We start from the raw sequence: 17898 nt of genomic DNA, 5'->3' as shown, positions 1-17898 counted from the left end.
TTGGTGTGGCAAAGCAACTGCCGGACATGGAAGAGTATCAGTACGGTTTTCACGACAAGGACGTCTCTATCGTCAAGTTTGAAAAGGGACTCACGCGCAAAACCGTCGAAGAGATCTCGATGATGAAAAATGAGCCAGGTTGGATGACGGATTTCCGTCTGCGCTCCCTGGATATCTTTTTGAAAAAGGGCATGCCGAACTGGGGCGGGGACCTCAGTGAGTTGGATTTCGACGACATCACCTACTACGTGAAGCCGTCTGAACGACAGGGCAAGACGTGGGATGAGGTGCCGGAAGAGATCAAGAACACATTTGATCGCCTCGGGATTCCCGAAGCCGAACAAAAGTTCTTGGCCGGTGTCTCGGCGCAGTATGAGTCGGAAGTGGTTTATCACTCCATGCGTGAAGACCTCGAGAAGATGGGGGTCGTCTTCTGCGACACCGACACCGCGCTGCGCGAACATCCGGAAATCTTCAAGGAGTACTTTGGCACGGTCATTCCACCAGAGGACAATAAGTTCGCCGCACTCAACAGCGCAGTCTGGAGCGGCGGAAGCTTCATCTACGTACCGAAGGGCGTGCGCTGCGAAGTTCCGCTGCAGGCGTACTTCCGCATCAATTCGGAGAACATGGGGCAATTTGAGCGCACGCTCATCATTGCGGACGACGATAGCTTCGTTCACTACGTCGAGGGATGTACAGCGCCGGTCTACAGCACGAACTCGCTGCACAGCGCCGTCGTCGAAATCATCGTCAAGGATCGCGCGCGCTGCCGCTATACGACGATTCAAAACTGGGCGCCAAACATCTACAACCTCGTGACCAAGCGGGCCGTAGCGCATCGCGATGCGACGATGGAGTGGGTCGACGGAAACATCGGATCGAAATTGACAATGAAGTATCCAGCGGTCTATATGCAGGGCGAAGGCGCGAAGGCGATGGTTCTGTCGATTGCGGTCGCGGGCAAAGGACAGCACCAGGACGCTGGCGCAAAGGTCGTCCACAACGCGCCGAACACGACCTCGACCATCGTCTCCAAGTCCATCAGTAAGCACGGTGGAAAAACTACCTATCGCGGCTTGGCGAGCTTTGCGCCGAACGCCGTTGGAGCGAAGGCGAATATCAAGTGTGACACGCTCATTTTGGACGATAACTCGACGTCGGATACGATTCCGTACAACGAGATCATGAACGATGACGTGACGCTCGAACACGAGGCATCCGTGTCAAAAGTGAGCGAGGAGCAATTGTTCTACCTCATGAGCCGCGGACTTTCTGAGGAAGAGGCAACGCGGATGATCGTGATGGGCTTTATCGAACCGTTCACCCGCGAGCTTCCGATGGAGTACGCGGTGGAGATGAACCGCCTGATCAAGTTCGAGATGGAAGGTTCCATTGGTTGAGAATTCGTTGGGCGCGTTCCGGATTTCGTGAACGCGCCTCTTATAGTGAGGTGTAGGCACCAAGGTGGCATGGATCAAGGTTGCAAACGCGAGTGATGTAGCAGTAGGCGCGATGATACAACTGGCGCTCGAGGACGACGACTTGGCCTTGTATCATCTCGAAGATGGATTTTACGTCACGTCTGACGTGTGTACACACGCGGCGCAGCCACTTTCGAGTGGAACGCTCGACGGGCACATCGTCGCTTGCCCGCGACACGGAGGGAAGTTTGATGTGCGTACGGGACAGCCAACCGCCTTTCCGTGTGTCATCCCCCTGACAACGTACGATGTCGAGGTTCGCGGCGACGAAGTTTGGGTGGATTATGAGTAAACTGACGGAGCGTCACTGTCAGTCAAGAACTGTAGCAGGGAGGAAAATGGCATGAAGGTATCCCGCAAGACTGAATACGGACTTCGCGCCATGGTGGCACTCGCATCGATGGCGGGGGTCGACCGAACGGTTCCGCTCCGCGAAGTGGCCGAGGCTGAGGCCATTCCAGAACAGTTCTTGGATCAGATCATGGCAAAGCTAAGGCGAGGCGGGTTCGTGACGAGCGTTCGCGGTGCAGGCGGTGGCTACCAACTCAGTCGGCCCCCCGAGGCGATTTCTATCGGTGCATTGGTTCGCTTGCTGGAAGGCTCGCTGTCGCCAATCGCCTGCGTCACCGAAGATGCGGGGATGTCACCGGAAAGCCTATGTGACCTGTATGAGGGCTGTCACACGCGCAGCGTGTGGATGCGTGTCGCCGCTGCCGTTACCAACGCACTTGACGCGTTGACGCTCGCCGACGTGATGCTCAACGACGTTCCCTTACATGTGTAAAATTTTTGATCTTCTTCCGATCATGGAGTTCACCGCCTTCCTCGATTGTTCATCGAACGCAGTGCGGTGAGGTCACGGCCTCGCCGCACTGTTCCCAGATAGCTTTGAACTCGAAAACCACCTAGAATTTCTATATACACTCCACATGTTTAAGCATCGATGCCCTCTTTAGCGTCTCCTACCCCTTTCACATCTCTTCTTCCAAGGTCAATCGCTTGAGCGCACTGCTTGTCATTCTCATTTTGACTCAATCTGGCCCATCGCTTCCTTTGAGAAACATGGTTCTTGTTTAACGAAACAGTGTTATGTTATGATGTTGCTGCATGGGAGTGATATGCAGTGGATCAGGACCTGATGTCTAAGAAAGAGCTACTTGATCTAACAGGGATATCTTACGGCCAACTATACCGATGGAAGCGTAAGAACCTGATTCCTGAGGAATGGTTTATCAGAAAATCCACTTTTACAGGTCAGGAGACGTTTTTTCCGAAGGAGAGAATGCTTCAGCGGATCGAACAAATTAAGAATATGAAGGATGGGTTGTCGTTAGACGAGATGGCCAATATGTTTTCGCCAAGTCCATCCAACGTGTCGTTTACGCGGGAGCAGTTAGTGTCACAGAACATTGTTACGGACATGGCTCTGGAGGTATTTCTAAGTCGACATCCAGACAGGCAGGTCTTTCCCTTTGCGGATTTGCTTGTGATGTATCTGGTAGACATCGCGTTAAAAACGGGTGATATCCATCTCGACGAGGGAAAAATCATCCTCGAGACGATGGAGGCATCGTACAACCGGTTTGAAGATGGGAAATGTGCTCTCGTCTTCGTTCGGAAGCTTGGGGTGTCCTTGTGCATCCTGTGTTCCACAGTGAGTGATATCTACTTCGACTCCGCGACGAAGTTGGTGTTTGAGCTCGATGTAACCAAGTGCGTCGAGGATTTGAAACTGAAGCTGGTGTAAAGGGTGACTTCAAGATGAATCAGAACACAGTGCGGCCAAACCTCGACCTGTCCGGTGTCGGTAGCGCAACTGGTGGACTTTATCAGGACGTAAAAGTCCAGGGCATCGGCAAGGTTCATGGGGATATCGATTGTATCCGCTGCGACATCGAGGGCGTATCGGAGATCCAGGGACACGTGCGCGCTGAGGTGGTGCATGTCCGAGGTAAGGCTAAGGTCCAAGGAGATCTGTTTGCCAACGACATCGACGTGGAAGGGGCGACCAGTGTCGCGGGTAAATGCCAGGCTCAACAGAAGCTGCGCATTCGCGGGAGAGTGTCCGTTCGCGGTGACATCTCGGGTGATGTCGTGATGGTAGAAGGGATCAACACCGTCGAGGGGGATTGCAGAGGACAGGATGTGAAAGTTCGCGGCAAGACTCGCGTCTCTGGGAGCATCTTCGCCGAGGAGGTGTTTCTCGAAGGGATCATGCGCGTCGGAGGTTCCTGTGAAACGGACACGTTTCGGTCGGACGGGACGTTCATCATCGACGGTTTACTGACTGCCGACCGCATTCTTGTCCGGCTGGAGCGAAAGTCTCGGGTGAAAGAAATTGGCGGTGAGGAAATTCGCGTAGAGCGCGGGAGTTGGTCGCGGTTCCTGAATCGATCCCGCCGTTTGACGGCAGACATCATCGAGGGGGACGAAATCTACCTCGAACATACCAAGGCGAGAGTTGTGCGAGGCAACAATGTCACGCTAGGGCCGTCAACCCAGGTAGATCTGGTCGAATATTACTCGGAATTAAAAACGATTGGCAATGCCAAGGTGGGTGCCAGCAAGAAATTGTAATCCTCAAGGGCGCGAACGGAGCTCACACATCCCCTAAGCACAAGGATTCACTCGGAAATTTCGGAGGAGACAGGATGATGAAGGAACAGCCTAGAGGGCGAAACTGGACCATCAACGGCACCGCGCAGTCCACCGGAGGGCACTTCCACAAGGTGACCATCCGCGGGGAAGCGAGGGTGACTGGGGATATCGATTGCGAACAATTGAAGGTGATGGGTACACTGGATGTGCAAGGAAATCTTCATACCGGAGCTGCAAAAATCATGGGCACGGTAGCCGTCGCTGGAAACGCGAGTGGTGAAGATGTCAATCTCATGGGTGAGATGAACGTCGATGGAGATTGTAATGCCGAGTCTTTGAAATGCCGGGGTGCGTTTGATATCAGCGGTCTGTTGAATGCCGGCAACATTGAAATCGTATTGCACGGGTACTCGCGCGCCAAGGAAATCGGTGGCGACAAGATTTATGTGAAACCCCAGTTGCGATTTTTTAGTGGAGGACTTCGGAGGTTGACAGTGGATACCGTGGAAGGCGACGATGTAAATCTGGCGTATACGACAGCCCGGGTGGTGCGCGGAAACCGCGTGGAAATAGGCCCCGGCTGCGAGATTGAGACCGTCGAGTACCGGTCTCTTCTCCGCGTATCCGATGCGGCGAAAGTGCATGAGAAGACGAAGTTATAACTTAGTGAAGGAGATTGAGTTGTGAGTAAGCGTGAAACCCGCATCGGGTTTGTTGTGGTGGGACTTCTTTTGGGTATTTTTGTATCGGCGATGGACAATACCATCGTTGCGACGGCAACCGGGAGTATTGTGTCCCATCTGGGCGGGATCGACAAGATTGTATGGATCACCGCCGCCTATATGGTCACGGAAATGGCCGGCATGCCGATATTTGGGAAACTATCGGATATGTACGGAAGAAAGAGGTTTTTTGTCTTTGGGTTAGTGGTTTTTCTGGTTGGCTCGATGCTTTGTGGAACGGCGCAGAATATGGACCAGCTCGCCGTCTACCGGGCGATCCAGGGCATCGGCGGCGGGGCGCTGATGCCCATTGCGTTCACCATTATTTTCGATGTCGTCCCGCGCGATCAAGCGGGTAAGTTCTCTGGGATGTTTGGTGCGGTGTTCGGGTTGGCAAGCATCTTCGGGCCGCTGTTAGGCTCGTATATCACGGAGAACATCAGTTGGCGCTGGGTGTTTTACATCAACGTACCGGTAGGAATCGTCACCTTTATTCTGGTCTTTTTCTTTTACCACGAATCAAAGCAACATCTGCGGCAGGTGATCGATTGGCTCGGGATCATCACGCTGGTTCCGGCGATTGTTTGCCTGATGTTCGCGCTCGAATTCGGTGGCAATCAGTACGCGTGGAACTCTCTCATCATCCTCGGCGCATTTGTCCTGGCGGCCGTGTTGTTTGCCATCTTCCTGGTGATTGAGGCGAGAGCGAAAGAACCAGTTGTATCGTTTCACATGTTTAAGAACCGGGTCTTTGCGGGCAGCAACTTTGTTGGACTTCTGTCTGGCAGTGCGTACATCGTCGCGGTGATCTACATCCCGATTTACATTCAGGGCGTGCTTGGCGGTTCTGCCATCAACGCCGGCCTTGAACTGCTTCCGATGATGGTCGGGTCCTCCATCACAGCTCCGCTGGGCGGGGCGCTCGCCGGCAAGCTGTCCTATCGAAACATCCTGTTTCCGTTTTGCTTAATTTTCGTCATCGGTCTGTTTTTGCTGACGAGACTCACCCCGACCAGTTCGACGCTGGAGGTCATGTCGTTCATGTGTATCGTGGGCTTGGGAATCGGGCCGTCCTTCTCCGTCGTCGGCATGGCGGCGATGAGTGAATTCGATTTTCGCCAGCGTGGCGCCGCGAGTTCGACCAACTCATTTGTACGCGAGTTGGGGATGACCGTGGGGATTGTCGTCTTTGGTGCGATTCAAAAGAACTCGTTCCAAAATCAATTGCAAACGGCGTTTGCCGGCATGAAGCAATATCATGGACTCGGTTCGATGGACCCGCGCGCGATGCTCTCCCCGCAAACGCGCAGCCAAATTCCCAGTCCGATTCTGCATAAGCTGGGCCTGGCGCTCGCGTCCTCGGTGACACACGCACTGCTTTGGGACTTAATTCCCGCAGTGTTGGCCTTTGCATTTTTGCTCTGGATGGGTCGGGCGAGATTCAAAGGGATGTCCGGCCCTTCGGAAAGCGGATCGACGAGTCCGTCTGAGGCGTAACAGGGCGTTTTCCATATCAAAAACGATTCAAATCGTCTAATAAGACGCGTGAACCGCTGACCCGACTGGGTTGGCGGTTTTTTGTCGCGCGCCAAACCGGTGAAGAATCTGGAAGGGAGAGTTGCTCGAAAAAATGTCCACCGCTTATTGTGTCATGTGTATTAAGTGATATAATACACTTAAATCACATGGTACTTAAGGGCCTAGATCGGAGGCAAGGATGTGCATGAACGTCAGGTTGGCTCGTTAACTTTTCACCTTGACCTCAGCCACCCCTTATACGAACAGGTGTTGCAGCAAATGCGCAGCGCAATTGTCAGAGGAGAGATTGCTTTGGGCGAAAAAATTCCGTCCGTTCGCGAGATGGCGATGGCACTGAAAATCAACCCAAACACTGTGATGCACGCCTATAAGGAGATGGAGCGCGACGGTTTGACCGAGACGCGCCGCGGGCAAGGGACATTTATCACCACGTCCAAGGAGCGCGTGGAAGAATTCCGTTCGCAGTTGGCACAACAGGCGTTGAATGAGTTTCTCGACACGATGAGGAACTTCGGATATTCGCTTGATGACATTCAAAGAATTCTCGCTGAAAAGCAGGGAGGAAACCTCAGCAGATGAGCCAAGAAGCGGTGTACTGCCAAGGTGTGAGCAAGCGCTACGGACAGAAGTCTGCGTTGAATGATTTGAACTTATCCATCCCAAAGGGGCGCGTCGTCGGTGTCCTCGGTCCGAACGGTTCAGGAAAATCGACGCTGTTCCGCGCCTTGACGAATCTGACCCGGCCAGACTCCGGGGAAGTCAGGGTGCTCGGCAGGCGGCCAAATTGGAAGACGAACGCAGAGATTGCCTATTTGCCAGATAGAGCGCGCTGGTACCCGGAGCAATCGGTACAGCAGGCATTTGAATGGGCCACTCGCTTACTGCCAGGATTCGACAGAGCGTTCGCGGAACAGTTGGCCTCGTCGATGAAACTCGACCCAGACATGCGCACGGCGGGCATGTCACGCGGTCAAGAGGCTCGTCTGATGTTGATTCTGTGTATCGCGCGCGACGTGCCCTTGACCATACTCGATGAGCCGTTTACCGGCATCGATGCCATTTCACGCGAGCAGATCATCCAGGGCTTGATTGAACACATGGGTAGCGGCGAGCGCACGATGCTCGTGAGCACACACGAGATCTACGAAGCAGAACCGCTGTTCGATCACGCCGTATTTATGAACGAAGGTCATGTTCAATTGTCTGGAGAGGCCGAGAGGCTGCGCGGTGAGTACGGGTCCATGCACACGATCCTAAACAAACTTTATCGTTAGGAGGTTCCCTTTTCGGATGAGTTCTCGAGGTGAGTTTTGGGCGCTTGTGAAGCACGATTTGAAAGGTCAAAAAAACCGTAAAGTCCAACTTTCCAGACAGTGGCGGTTGGCATATGCGGTGGGGGTCGCTCTGGTGATCGTCATCGTCACGACGTACGCTGCGGTGCAAACGCACATCGACCTGATGGATGTTTGGCTATTCTCATTTGTACTGGCATTTATGACATTTGGTGTGGCAACGCGGATGATGATGAACGAATGGAAAAACGGCACCTCTGGGTGGTGGTTGACGCTTCCCGTATCGCGGACGCACTTGGTGGGGGCGAAATTCGTCGCCTCGTTTATTCGAAACGTCGGGAACATCGCCATCGTGTACGTTTGCGTTGGACTGCTCGGGCTGTACACGATGCTCTTGCAGGACCAGTGGAGTTCGCATCTAGTCACGGCGTATCTTCTGAACGGGTTAAAGTGGGATGCTTTGCTCGTCTTGGTGAGTCCAATCTTGATTGCATGTGGCATCTTGTTCGGCGCGTTGAGAGAGTCGAGACTAAAACCGGCGATTCCCCTGTTGTGGGTAGTTTACGGCCTCTTCTGGTGGATGCTTAGTTCGCATCACGGTCACTACTTGCACATCGATCAAAGTACTGCAGATCACGCATTTTCCGCACCTGCGTCCATCTGTGTCCCGATCTTCGCCAGTTGGGTGCTCGCCTATGGCGTCATACGGTTCTCTTCTTATTTGTTGGATAGACAATTAGCTCTGTAGAAGATGGGTTGAGAGGGAAGGTGACGACGTGCGTCTTGTGATGGATGTCAAAAACCTGCATTGACACACCATCTCGACGGTGTGCACGGCGGGGATGTTAACCGCCCGACTTTAGCCGGCAAGGGCTGCTTCACAAGTGCCGTGGCACACAGGCAGCCCTTTTTAGCGTATTAACTCGTAAGAATGAGATCCGGCGAGCACTTGTACACCCGATTAAAATCCGAGGTCCAATTTCGGTAACGACTGAATGCGCTCTACCGCGTCGTCGCGTGTGTTGCACGCGTCGACGTACTCGAGGTAGATGCGTTTGACGTCGTCATGCTTGTTGAGAATGACGGGATCTACCAGTAGATGGTGTTCTTCGCGGTCATACGTCAAATGCAGACTTGGATTGTAGCCGTGGTCGCGAAGGCTCTGCAACAGTGCACCGAGCACGTCGTTCACCAGAAAGTGTGCATTGCTCCAGTCCTCTGAGCGATAGGTTTCCATATGGGTGGTTTCCTTCCCTTCGTCTGTCGCACGAATTTGAAGCTCCATCTATTTATTAGTATAATGCCTTCGATAACAATCGCAAGGTGGTCTAAATTCAAGGAGGGATTCACATGCCGTTAGTCGGTCGCCCGGCACCAGATTTTGATATGCTGTCGACGAAGAATATGGAAACGCTGAACGAACGTGTTAAGCTTTCCGATTACAAAGGTAAGTGGTTGGTCATGTTCTTCTATCCAGCCGATTTCACTTTTGTTTGCCCGACGGAAATCCTCGCTATCAATGAACGCCTTCAGGAATTTAAAGACCTCGATGCCGACGTACTCGGTGTCAGCACGGACAGTGTACATAGCCACAAGGCCTGGATCAACACCTCCAAGGCTGACCACGGCCTGGGTGGACTCGACTATCCACTCGCTGCCGACTTCACCAAAACGGTCGCTCGCAGTTACGACGTGTTGGTTGAAGAAGAAGGCGTCGCACTTCGCGGACTATTTATTATCGATCCCGAAGGCGTCCTCCAATACCAAGTCGTCCACAACATGGACGTCGGTCGCAGCGTCGACGAAACGCTCCGCGTCCTCGAAGCACTGCAGATGGGTGGACTGTGTCCAGCGAACTGGAAGCCAGGACAAGCTACCCTGTAAGGAGTTCGCCCGCTTCGCGTTTTTGGCTGATCTTAAGCTAAATTTGCACCTCGCCTCCCGCACGCCGCAGGTGTGCGGGAGGCGTTTAATCAGGCTGACATTCGGAGGTGAACGAGGATGCCGATGCGGTTAGGTTCTGATTTTCCGTCACTCGAAGGCGCCACGGAATGGTTCAATGGCGAGCCTGTCCTCGAAGAAGGTAAAGTGACTTTTGTACACTTCTGGGCCGTTTCTTGCCACATCTGTCACGAGACGATGGCGGAGGTTCTGCGCATCCGCGACGAGTATGCGAGCAAGGGGCTGCAAACCGTAGCCGTCCACATGCCGCGCATGGAGGAGGACACGGACGTCGAACGAATCCGCAAGGACATTGAAAAGTACGGCATTACTCAACCTTGTGCGGTCGACAACCAAATCGCTATCGCAGAGGCGTTTCAGAACGAGTTCACGCCCGCGTTTTTCGTGTTTAGCCGCGATGGGAAACTCTTGTTCCGGACCGCCGGGGACAAGGGATTCCAGAAAGTTGAACCCAAGGTTCGCGAGGCATTAGGCCTAAGCTAGCCACCTGTCAAACAAAGCTCGCCCTGTGGCGGGCTTTGTTCGCGATGGCCATCGGCATGTAACCGCTTGACATCGAAGGGTAGTCAGAATAGACTTTGCATTAGAAAATGAATGAGTATTCATTCATTCGCGGGAGGAATGGATATCGGAGCGCGCCGAGATAGTGGTAAGCATAACTCGATTCTGCAAGCTGCCATCCAGGTGATCGCCGGATCCGGTTACCATAACGCGCAGATCAGCCGGATCGCTCGCGAGGCTGGCGTGGCAGATGGGACCGTTTACCTCTACTTTAAAAACAAAGAGGACCTCCTGCTCTCGATTTTGCGAAAGGCAATCGGGGAAGTCGTCTCGCAGCTTGAGGAAGCGCTTGCAAGAGAGCGGGATGCGGCCTCGAAACTCCGGCGAGTCGTCGAGGTGTACTTCGGGGATTTGGGGAGCGACCCGGCCCTGGCCATGGTCACACAAGTGCATCTGCGGCAGGTTGACGCCGAGTTGCGCAGGCAAGTCGGGGATATCATGAAACCGTTTTACAACTTGTTGGACGGCGTGATCGACCAAGGGGTGTACGAGGGCGTGTTCAATCGGGCCGTGAGTCACCGCGTCGCACGTCGGATGATCTTTGGCACGATGGACGAGACAGTGACCGCATGGGTGCTGACGGGGGGCAAGTACGATTTGGCGGCGCTCGCCCCAGATATCGTACGCGTTCTACTCTATGGCATCTCAGCGCGGGAACAGGTAGAGGAGGAAGCCTAACCGTGAATATCCTAGTCCTATTGAAACAGACATTTGACACGGAAGAACGCATCGCCATCGTCGATGGGAAAGTGAAGGAAGACGGCGTTCGATTTGTAGTCAATCCATATGATGAATACGCAATTGAGGAGGCCATCCGCATCAAGGAGGCGGGCGATGCGCAGGTGACGGTCGTGTCCTTGGGGCCGGAGCGGGCGGAGGAAGCTTTGCGCACGGCTTTGGCGATGGGCGCAGATGAGGCCATTCTCGCCGATGATCCCGCCTTGTTCGGCGACGAGTTCACCGCCGCGCAGGTCCTTGCCGCGATTGCGAAGCGCGGGCAGTACGATTTGATCCTCGCGGGGAACCAGGCGGTCGATGACGGCTCCAGCCAAGTGGCGGTGCGGCTGGCAGAACTCCTCGGCTGGGCGCACATCTCGACGCTCACCAAGCTGGAGGTAAATGGAGACGAGGTCGTCGGTCACCGCGATGCGGAGGGGGACGAGGAAGTGGTCGTCGGGCGTTTGCCGATGGTGGTGACGGCGCAACAGGGGTTGAATGACCCACGGTACCCTTCGCTGATTGGCATCCGCAAGGCTGGAAAGAAGCCGCTCACCCATCTCACACTTGCTGATTTGGGCCTTGGCGCGGGCGACATCGCCGCCAAGACAGAAGTGGTCGAAACGTTTCTGCCGGCGAAGAAGGAAGCTGGAAAGATTCTGCAGGGTGACTTGGCGGACCAAGTTCGCGAGTTGGTGGGCGCCCTTCGCACAGTTGAAAAGGTCATCGAGTAAGCACAGGGGGGAGAACCATGGGGAAGAACATTCTAGTTGTCGCAGACGTACGCCACGGCGCACTGCGCAATGTGACGAAGGAAATGCTTGGCGTTGCGAATCAGTTGGCCGGGGGTGGTTCCGTCCATGTTGCAGTGCTCGGTCATCAAGTGGATGTACCAGATCTCGGTGCGGCCGGAGCCGACGAAGTGTGGCTGGTAAATGACGAGCACCTTGCGAACTATACGCCGTCTGCGTACCGCAAAGCCGTCCTCGAAATCTATCAGAAAGTGAACCCGCAGGTCATTCTGTTCGCGCATTCGGCAGTCGGTAAGGACTTGGCACCAGTGGTCGCCATGCGCCTGGGGCTTGGGCAAATATCCGACGTGACCGATGTCCAATTCGAAGGCGATAAGCCGCTGTTCACCCGCCCGATTTACGCGGGCAAGGCGTTCACCAAAGTGGCCCCGAAGGGTGAACCGTATGTCGTCACCGTTCGTCCAAACAACCTGTCACCGTACGACGGCGCAGCGAAGAGCGCAACGACGCACGACGTGTCACTTTCCTTTGAGACACCAGATCTCGCGACGGTCGTTCGCGAAGTCGTCAAAAAGGCGACGGGCGGTGTCGATCTCACTGAGGCCAAAATCATCGTCTCCGGCGGGCGCGGTGTGAAATCGGCCGACGGTTTTTCCCCGCTCAAGGAGCTCGCGGATGTGCTTGGCGCAGCGGTAGGCGCGTCGCGCGGTGCGTGTGATGCTGGATATTGCGACTATGCGCTGCAGATCGGGCAGACGGGCAAGGTTGTGACGCCAGATCTATACATTGCCTGTGGGATTTCGGGTGCCATTCAACACTTGGCTGGCATGTCCAGCTCGAAAGTCATCGTCGCCATCAATAAAGACCCAGAGGCGCCTATTTTTCAAATCGCCGACTACGGTATCGTCGGGGATCTATTCGAGGTCGTTCCGCTGTTGACCGAGGAATTCAAGAAAGTATTAGTCTCTTGAGCGAAGCCTGGCAACAGGCGGTAGCAAAGGAAAAGGGCGGCCCCTGAAGCGCGGGTGCCGCCCTTTTCTTGAACGCAAAAAAGACGGCCGATGACGGGCCGTCCATCTGTTGCCCTGGTGCCGGGTCGTCCGGCAGCCGGCCAGAATCAAAAATCCAGTAGAATCCTCAGACGCTTCGAGGCACGAACGTTGCATAGGCGACGACGACGAGTGCGATAAAGAATAATACCCAGAAAAATCGGCGCATCTAACTTGCCCCCTCTGTGGCTTGAATCGATTGTTATGTAGTCAGGCTATCGTCATTTTAGCAAAATGCACTGCTCACTGCATCCGAACCGCGTGCATTGGTTCGAGTTCATGACAGATTGTGCTATACTTTGGCGCAAGTAAGGCGATTTTATTCTCCAACGCACCTTTCAAACAACCTGATATAGCGGATAACAGAGGGACAAGGAGCCAGAATCATGCGTTCGTTTGACCAGTTGGATTGGGTTCATGCGTTTGACGACTACGAAATGGTCATGTATCTCCAACAAGAGGGTACAGAGGACGATGGCATTTACATGCAGGTTCTCGAGCGAACAGTCGAGGATGGGGCACAGGAGTGGAACATCCTATACGACCGCAGACTGTCTTTTGCCATCGGCACTCCGTCCATCACTCGCGATGACCCGGCGTATGAGGACGAGGTACTTCGCATGTTTTTGCATGAACACCCGTCGCTCGTCGACGATGAGAAAGCGTATCTCAAGAAGTGGTTGGCAGAGGCGAACGGGGATAGCAGGAGTGACGACGAGTGAGTAAAAAGTCCAAACAGCATAAACGCAGAACCGACGTCGACATCTTTGACAAGCCGGATTACGCGATGGACGTCGTCGCAGAGAAGCCGAAAAAGGCACCGAAGGAAAAGCCGAAAGAGGAGGCTTTTCACGTCGGTGACACCATCGGCAACCAAGCGGCCTCGAAACTGGCCGCATTGAGGGCGCAGCTGGAAGACGCGGCGGAAAAACAGCAACAAGTGAAGGCGACGAAGCCGCGAAGGCCTGTTCGTACGGCCAAGGAGCGGTTGGACGAAAATCCTGATTTGTCCTTTGCGGAATTGTTTGATCCACAAGAAGACGAGGAAGTGTCGTTCGACGACCTTCTCAAGGATTCGAAACTCGACTGGCGTTACTTCAAGGACGAATAGGCGTCGCCGCGGTCTCAATCGGCCGCCTCGAACGGCGCTCCTGTTCGCTGTTTTGTCGCATCGTCTGCGGGTGGAGTCGGGGCTGAAGGCACTGTCTGCGCTTGTGGTCGCGATACCAGGTCGTCGGCGACGCGTGCAAGGCGATGCACGTCAAGTGCTCTTGTGAGCAGCGCCGCATCCACCCCCAAGGCTAGGCCTGCGTCTCGGAGCGATAGATTGTTCGCGAGGGCGTATTTGACGACGTTTGCAGCCTCTTCGTAACCCAGTTCGACATTCATCGCTGTGGCGAGCGACAACGTGTTCTCCGCATACCAGAGACAGCGCGCCGCATCTGCCTCAATTCCCCGAATGCAACCTTCCGTAAACGTACGTACGCCCGTGCTGAGTATATGGATACTGTGTAAGAAATTTGCCGCCATCACAGGCATCATCACGTTCAACTCCAATTGCCCGGCGACTCCCGCCTGCGCCACAGTCGTGTCACAGCCGATGACCTGGAGCGCAACCATGTTGAGCATCTCGGGGAGGACGGGATTTACCTTGCCAGGCATAATCGAGGAACCCGGCTGGACAGCAGGCAGGATGATCTCAGAAAAGCCCGTGCGAGGGCCGGAGGCGAGCAAACGGAGGTCATTGGCCAATCGCGCGAGGGCTTGTGCGATGTTCCTCAAGACGCCGCTGACCAGTACAATTTCGTCTGGGTTTTGGTTAAACGTGAACGGATTGACCGGACGGTGAAACGCCAGCTCCGTATATTCGGCTATATACGCCGTCGCCCGCGCAGCAAAGCCCACGGGCGTATTGATCCCGGTCCCCACCGCGTTGCCGCCCATGCCAATGGCGAGCAGGTTGCTGGCGCCTTGCTCGAGCCAGATGCGATGTCGCCGGATGTTTTCTGCATAGGCGCCAAATTCGTCGCCGAGAAACAGGGGGACGGCGTCTTGGAGGTGGGTGCGACCGGCTTTCACCACGCCTGCAAACGCGTCCCGTTTGGACTCGAGCGCTTGTTGTAACGCGGCAAGGGCGGGTTCGAGTTCGTGTGCCAGCATCTCCATCCCCGCGATATTCATCGCGATGTGGATGGTGTCGTTCGTCGATTGCGACTTGTTGACGTCGTCGTTTGGATGTACGAGTCCCGTGTCTCCGCGCGGCCCACCGAGCAACTCACAGGCGCGGCTCGCGATGACTTCGTTGACGTTCATATTTTGCGATGTACCGGCTCCCGCTTGATACACATCCACTTGAAACCACTCACTGTGGCGGCCCGCGATCACTTCTTCGGCGGCGGCACAGATGGCATCCGCTTTGTCTGGCGGGAGGACGCCAAGGTCTTTGTGCGCCTTCGCGGCCGCCCATTTGACAATGGCTTGTGCGCGAATGAACGAATTCGGGAGGCGAAGTGCACTGATGGGGAAATTCGCGATGGCGCGAGCGGTTTGCGCACCATAGTAAGCATTTGCCGGAATCTGTAACGCTCCGAGGGAATCGTGAACCGTTCTGTGTGTGGGGTGTGACATAGAGTCCTCCTTGTGTAATGACACAACATCCTTATACTGGCTATTATTTTGGCAATTTCTGAGCGATTGCATACGCTTGTGTACGGATTGACCCTCATGTACAGTGGAGGGATATGAGGTGATGCGCGTGCAGGATTGGTCGGTAGAGACGCTATTGTCGTTTCAAATACCAGAGGAAATTGCCATTACACCCGATGCGACACTAGCAGTTTATACCCTGCGTACGCTCGATGAAGAGGAAGGAAAGTATCGCTATAAACTGTGGTCCGTGTCACGAGGGAATTCACCTGTACAACTGACAAGGGGAGACAGCAAGGATACTTATCCGCAAATCAGCCCTGACGGCAAATGGTTGGGGTTTATCAGCGATCGGTGCGCGAAACCATCGGACGAGGAAGAACATGCGCCGGATCAACAGTTGTACGTCCTTCCGCTAGGCGGGGGCGAGGCGTTTTTGGCCTCCGAGGACTTAGGCAACATCTACGATTATACCTTTAGCCCAGATGGAAGCTGTGTCTACGTGATCGCCGACGAGGCGGAAAATGCGTATGAAAAATACCAACGCACGACGGCAGAAGAGGATTTGCGCGATGTGATTCACGAGGAGCGCAACCAGCACCCGCGGCGAATCTGTTCTATTTCGCTGCACGACCTACAGGTCAAAACGCTGTATCGACGAGATTTTGGACTCATGCAGCTCGCTGTGAGTCCCGACGGTGGTTTTTTGCTGTTCGTCACAAATTACAGCGGGCTGGCCAATGATCTGGACAGGTGCGACTTGTGGAGACTCGATGGCCTCGGGACGGACGTCGAGGGATGCGCGGCATCTCCCGTGGTCGTGCGATCCGGCGCGTGCGTGCAACCGGCCATCTCGCCAAGCGGACAGATGACTGCCTTCGTCGCGCCGCGGGGCGACAGGAGCGAGCATGCACAGTCCGACTTGTGGTTGGTGGACAACGCCTCGGGAGTCGTTACGAACCTCACGGAGCAGCTGTCGTTTGTCGGAGATGTGCAGGATGTGCAGTGGCTGCGTGAAGATGCGCTCGTGGCGGCCGTGGAAAAGGGGCTGTACGCGCCACTCGTCCGCTTTCAAAAGACCGGCCAATCCGATGCTGGTTGGACGTACGAGTTTTTGACGGAAGAGACTGCGGTGGTGGGCGAATTCGCCGTGGCTGCGCGGACCGATAGCATTGGGTACCTGGCCGAGACCGTCGACCATCCGTATGAGATTTATATGCTGTCTGGCGCCCTGCAAAGCGATGCGCCAACACAGGACGTGTGGACCGAGTTGCACGCGGAGTTTGCGGGGCTACCCCGTGCGCGCGTGCAGCCGTTCCAGTGGAAGTCGTTCGACGGTTGGGACATGGAAGGCGTTCTTTCGCTGCCAAACGACGAGCTTGTGGGACCGGGTCCCTACCCGCTGATTGTCGATATCCACGGCGGTCCCGCATGGCACGCGACGATGGCGTTTTCCAACTATCTCAACCTGCACTGGTTGGGCAGTCTCGGCTATGCCGTGTTCTGCCCCAACTACCGCGGCGGCGTGGGTTATGGTCACGAGTACATCCGAGCCAATGCGATGGATCTCGGCGGTGGCGACTACCGGGACATCATGTCGGGTGTCGATGCGGTCGTTGCAACCGGGTTGGTCGATGAGGCGCGGATGGGCCTGACAGGTGGCAGCTATGGGGGATACATGACCAACTGGATCATCGGGCACGACCATCGCTTCCAGGCGGCCGTCTCGGAGTTCGGGATTTGGAGTCTGTTCACCGACTTTGGCTGTTCCACACAGCGCGTGTGGGAGGTCATGTATTTGGGAAGGTACTGGGAGAACGAGTCACTCTACCTGGAGAGGTCACCTGCGCGCTACGTACACCAGATCGACACGCCGGTCCTCGTCATTCACGGGGATGACGACGACAACACGTTCCCCGCCAACTCGAAGGAGATGTACAACGCGCTCTTGGAAGCCGGCAAGACCGTCGAGTACTTCCACTACCCGCGCGAGGGCCATGGCATCCGCGAACCTCGGCACAGGGCCGACGAGTTGCGGCGCATCGCACACTGGTTTGGACACTACATCAAAACGTCGCGCACGGTGCTGCCAGTTGCACTTGGCGAGGAGCGGCTGATCGGTGACGGTCGATACAAAGCGTCGGTACAAAAGGTGGAGGCCACGACCAGATATCGCGCACACGGGGAAGACTATGGAAGGGTCATCGAAGTGTACGTGTCCTTCACGCCCGTTTCCTCGGCGTCGGACACGAGGGTCCTCGTGTTGAAAATGGACAATCCGGCCACGTCTGAGGTGTCTATTTTGTTCTCCGGGAAAAGTCCCCATCAGCGGCCGTCCTTGTTCGGCAGCGCCAAGCTTTTGCCACTGGGCGCAGCAGCGGGCAATGTGGTTGTGACAGGAGATACGGTGCTCCATCTCGAACATGTTGCATCGGTACAGTTTTTGTTCGACGCGGACGTATTAAACTACGGCACTTTGAACGAATGTTTGTTGTTCCTCACAGGGGTGCCGTTTCAGCTTGGTTGAGAGAGCGTTTTTTCGTTGCAAAACCGCTCTTGTGAAAATGAAAGGAACA

The 17898-nt window shown here is 55.1% G+C and carries 20 protein-coding genes; 18 read left to right on the top strand and 2 right to left on the bottom strand.

Going from position 1 to position 17898, the window contains the following annotated elements; genetic code table 11:
* Positions 1-5 precede the first annotated feature (5 nt).
* The 10 genes from sufB (at position 6) to NZD89_RS21425 (ending at position 8383) form a co-directional block, all read left to right on the top strand.
* Positions 6-1403: a Fe-S cluster assembly protein SufB gene (gene sufB, locus NZD89_RS21470; protein WP_284285756.1), complete on the top strand. Its 1398-nt coding sequence runs from the start codon at positions 6-8 to the stop codon at positions 1401-1403.
* A gap of 64 nt (positions 1404-1467) precedes the next feature.
* Positions 1468-1776, top strand: a complete 309-nt coding sequence (locus tag NZD89_RS21465) for a non-heme iron oxygenase ferredoxin subunit (RefSeq protein ID WP_268004735.1) — start codon at positions 1468-1470, stop codon at positions 1774-1776.
* A 51-nt stretch (positions 1777-1827) separates the two neighbouring features.
* Positions 1828-2268, top strand: a complete 441-nt coding sequence (locus NZD89_RS21460; RefSeq protein ID WP_268004734.1) for an RrF2 family transcriptional regulator — start codon at positions 1828-1830, stop codon at positions 2266-2268.
* Positions 2269-2607: 339 nt separating this feature from the next.
* Complete coding sequence (locus tag NZD89_RS21455) at positions 2608-3231, top strand: YhbD family protein (protein ID WP_268004733.1); 624 nt, start codon at positions 2608-2610, stop codon at positions 3229-3231.
* Between the two features lie 14 nt (positions 3232-3245).
* Complete coding sequence (locus tag NZD89_RS21450) at positions 3246-4061, top strand: polymer-forming cytoskeletal protein (protein ID WP_268004732.1); 816 nt, start codon at positions 3246-3248, stop codon at positions 4059-4061.
* Between the two features lie 74 nt (positions 4062-4135).
* Positions 4136-4744 carry a polymer-forming cytoskeletal protein gene (locus NZD89_RS21445; protein ID WP_268004731.1) on the top strand — a complete coding sequence of 203 codons (609 nt, stop codon included), beginning with the start codon at positions 4136-4138 and terminating at the stop codon, positions 4742-4744.
* A 21-nt stretch (positions 4745-4765) separates the two neighbouring features.
* Positions 4766-6301: an MDR family MFS transporter gene (locus NZD89_RS21440; protein ID WP_284285754.1), complete on the top strand. Its 1536-nt coding sequence runs from the start codon at positions 4766-4768 to the stop codon at positions 6299-6301.
* 222 nt (positions 6302-6523) lie between these two features.
* The gene (locus NZD89_RS21435) at positions 6524-6922 is read left to right on the top strand and encodes a GntR family transcriptional regulator (protein ID WP_268004730.1); all 399 of its coding nucleotides are present in this window, start codon (positions 6524-6526) and stop codon (positions 6920-6922) included.
* Positions 6919-7617 (top strand): ABC transporter ATP-binding protein, encoded by a 699-nt coding sequence (locus NZD89_RS21430; RefSeq protein ID WP_268004729.1) that lies wholly within the window; start codon positions 6919-6921, stop codon positions 7615-7617. Before NZD89_RS21435 ends, NZD89_RS21430 begins: the two co-directional genes overlap by 4 nt.
* 16 nt (positions 7618-7633) lie before the next feature.
* Positions 7634-8383 (top strand): ABC transporter permease, encoded by a 750-nt coding sequence (locus NZD89_RS21425; RefSeq protein WP_268004728.1) that lies wholly within the window; start codon positions 7634-7636, stop codon positions 8381-8383.
* Between the two features lie 213 nt (positions 8384-8596).
* Here the strand turns inward: NZD89_RS21425 and NZD89_RS21420 are convergent, their stop codons facing one another.
* The gene (locus NZD89_RS21420; protein WP_268004727.1) at positions 8597-8872 is read right to left on the bottom strand and encodes a hypothetical protein; all 276 of its coding nucleotides are present in this window, start codon (positions 8870-8872) and stop codon (positions 8597-8599) included.
* Positions 8873-8985: 113 nt separating this feature from the next.
* On the opposite strand from NZD89_RS21420, the gene NZD89_RS21415 reads away from it, so the two are divergent.
* The 7 genes from NZD89_RS21415 to NZD89_RS21385 all read left to right on the top strand — a co-directional run bounded on the left by NZD89_RS21415 (position 8986) and on the right by NZD89_RS21385 (position 13787).
* Entirely contained in the window at positions 8986-9519 is a 534-nt protein-coding gene (locus NZD89_RS21415; RefSeq protein ID WP_284285753.1) for a peroxiredoxin, read from the top strand.
* Positions 9520-9636: 117 nt separating this feature from the next.
* Positions 9637-10080, top strand: a complete 444-nt coding sequence (locus NZD89_RS21410) for a thioredoxin fold domain-containing protein (protein WP_268004726.1) — start codon at positions 9637-9639, stop codon at positions 10078-10080.
* 138 nt (positions 10081-10218) lie between these two features.
* A complete protein-coding gene (gene fadR, locus NZD89_RS21405; protein WP_268004725.1) occupies positions 10219-10836 on the top strand; it encodes a fatty acid metabolism transcriptional regulator FadR in 618 nt (205 codons plus the stop codon).
* A gap of 2 nt (positions 10837-10838) precedes the next feature.
* Complete coding sequence (locus tag NZD89_RS21400) at positions 10839-11609, top strand: electron transfer flavoprotein subunit beta/FixA family protein (RefSeq protein WP_268004724.1); 771 nt, start codon at positions 10839-10841, stop codon at positions 11607-11609.
* A 17-nt stretch (positions 11610-11626) separates the two neighbouring features.
* On the top strand, positions 11627-12598 hold the full coding sequence (locus tag NZD89_RS21395; RefSeq protein ID WP_268004723.1) for an electron transfer flavoprotein subunit alpha/FixB family protein: 972 nt from the start codon (positions 11627-11629) through the stop codon (positions 12596-12598).
* A 464-nt stretch (positions 12599-13062) separates the two neighbouring features.
* Positions 13063-13398 carry a hypothetical protein gene (locus tag NZD89_RS21390; protein ID WP_268004722.1) on the top strand — a complete coding sequence of 112 codons (336 nt, stop codon included), beginning with the start codon at positions 13063-13065 and terminating at the stop codon, positions 13396-13398.
* Positions 13395-13787 (top strand): hypothetical protein, encoded by a 393-nt coding sequence (locus NZD89_RS21385; protein WP_268004721.1) that lies wholly within the window; start codon positions 13395-13397, stop codon positions 13785-13787. Before NZD89_RS21390 ends, NZD89_RS21385 begins: the two co-directional genes overlap by 4 nt.
* A 14-nt stretch (positions 13788-13801) precedes the next feature.
* Here the strand turns inward: NZD89_RS21385 and NZD89_RS21380 are convergent, their stop codons facing one another.
* Positions 13802-15304, bottom strand: coding sequence for a class II fumarate hydratase (locus NZD89_RS21380; protein WP_268004720.1), 1503 nt, complete (start codon positions 15302-15304; stop codon positions 13802-13804).
* A 121-nt stretch (positions 15305-15425) separates the two neighbouring features.
* On the opposite strand from NZD89_RS21380, the gene NZD89_RS21375 reads away from it, so the two are divergent.
* The gene (locus NZD89_RS21375; protein WP_268008570.1) at positions 15426-17849 is read left to right on the top strand and encodes a S9 family peptidase; all 2424 of its coding nucleotides are present in this window, start codon (positions 15426-15428) and stop codon (positions 17847-17849) included.
* Positions 17850-17898: the final 49 nt, after the last annotated feature.

Source organism: Alicyclobacillus fastidiosus, from assembly GCF_026651875.1.
GTDB lineage: Bacteria > Bacillota > Bacilli > Alicyclobacillales > Alicyclobacillaceae > Alicyclobacillus > Alicyclobacillus fastidiosus.
The sequence above is the reverse complement of the archived record's forward strand: the minus strand, read 5'-3'. Positions and strand labels throughout refer to the sequence as shown.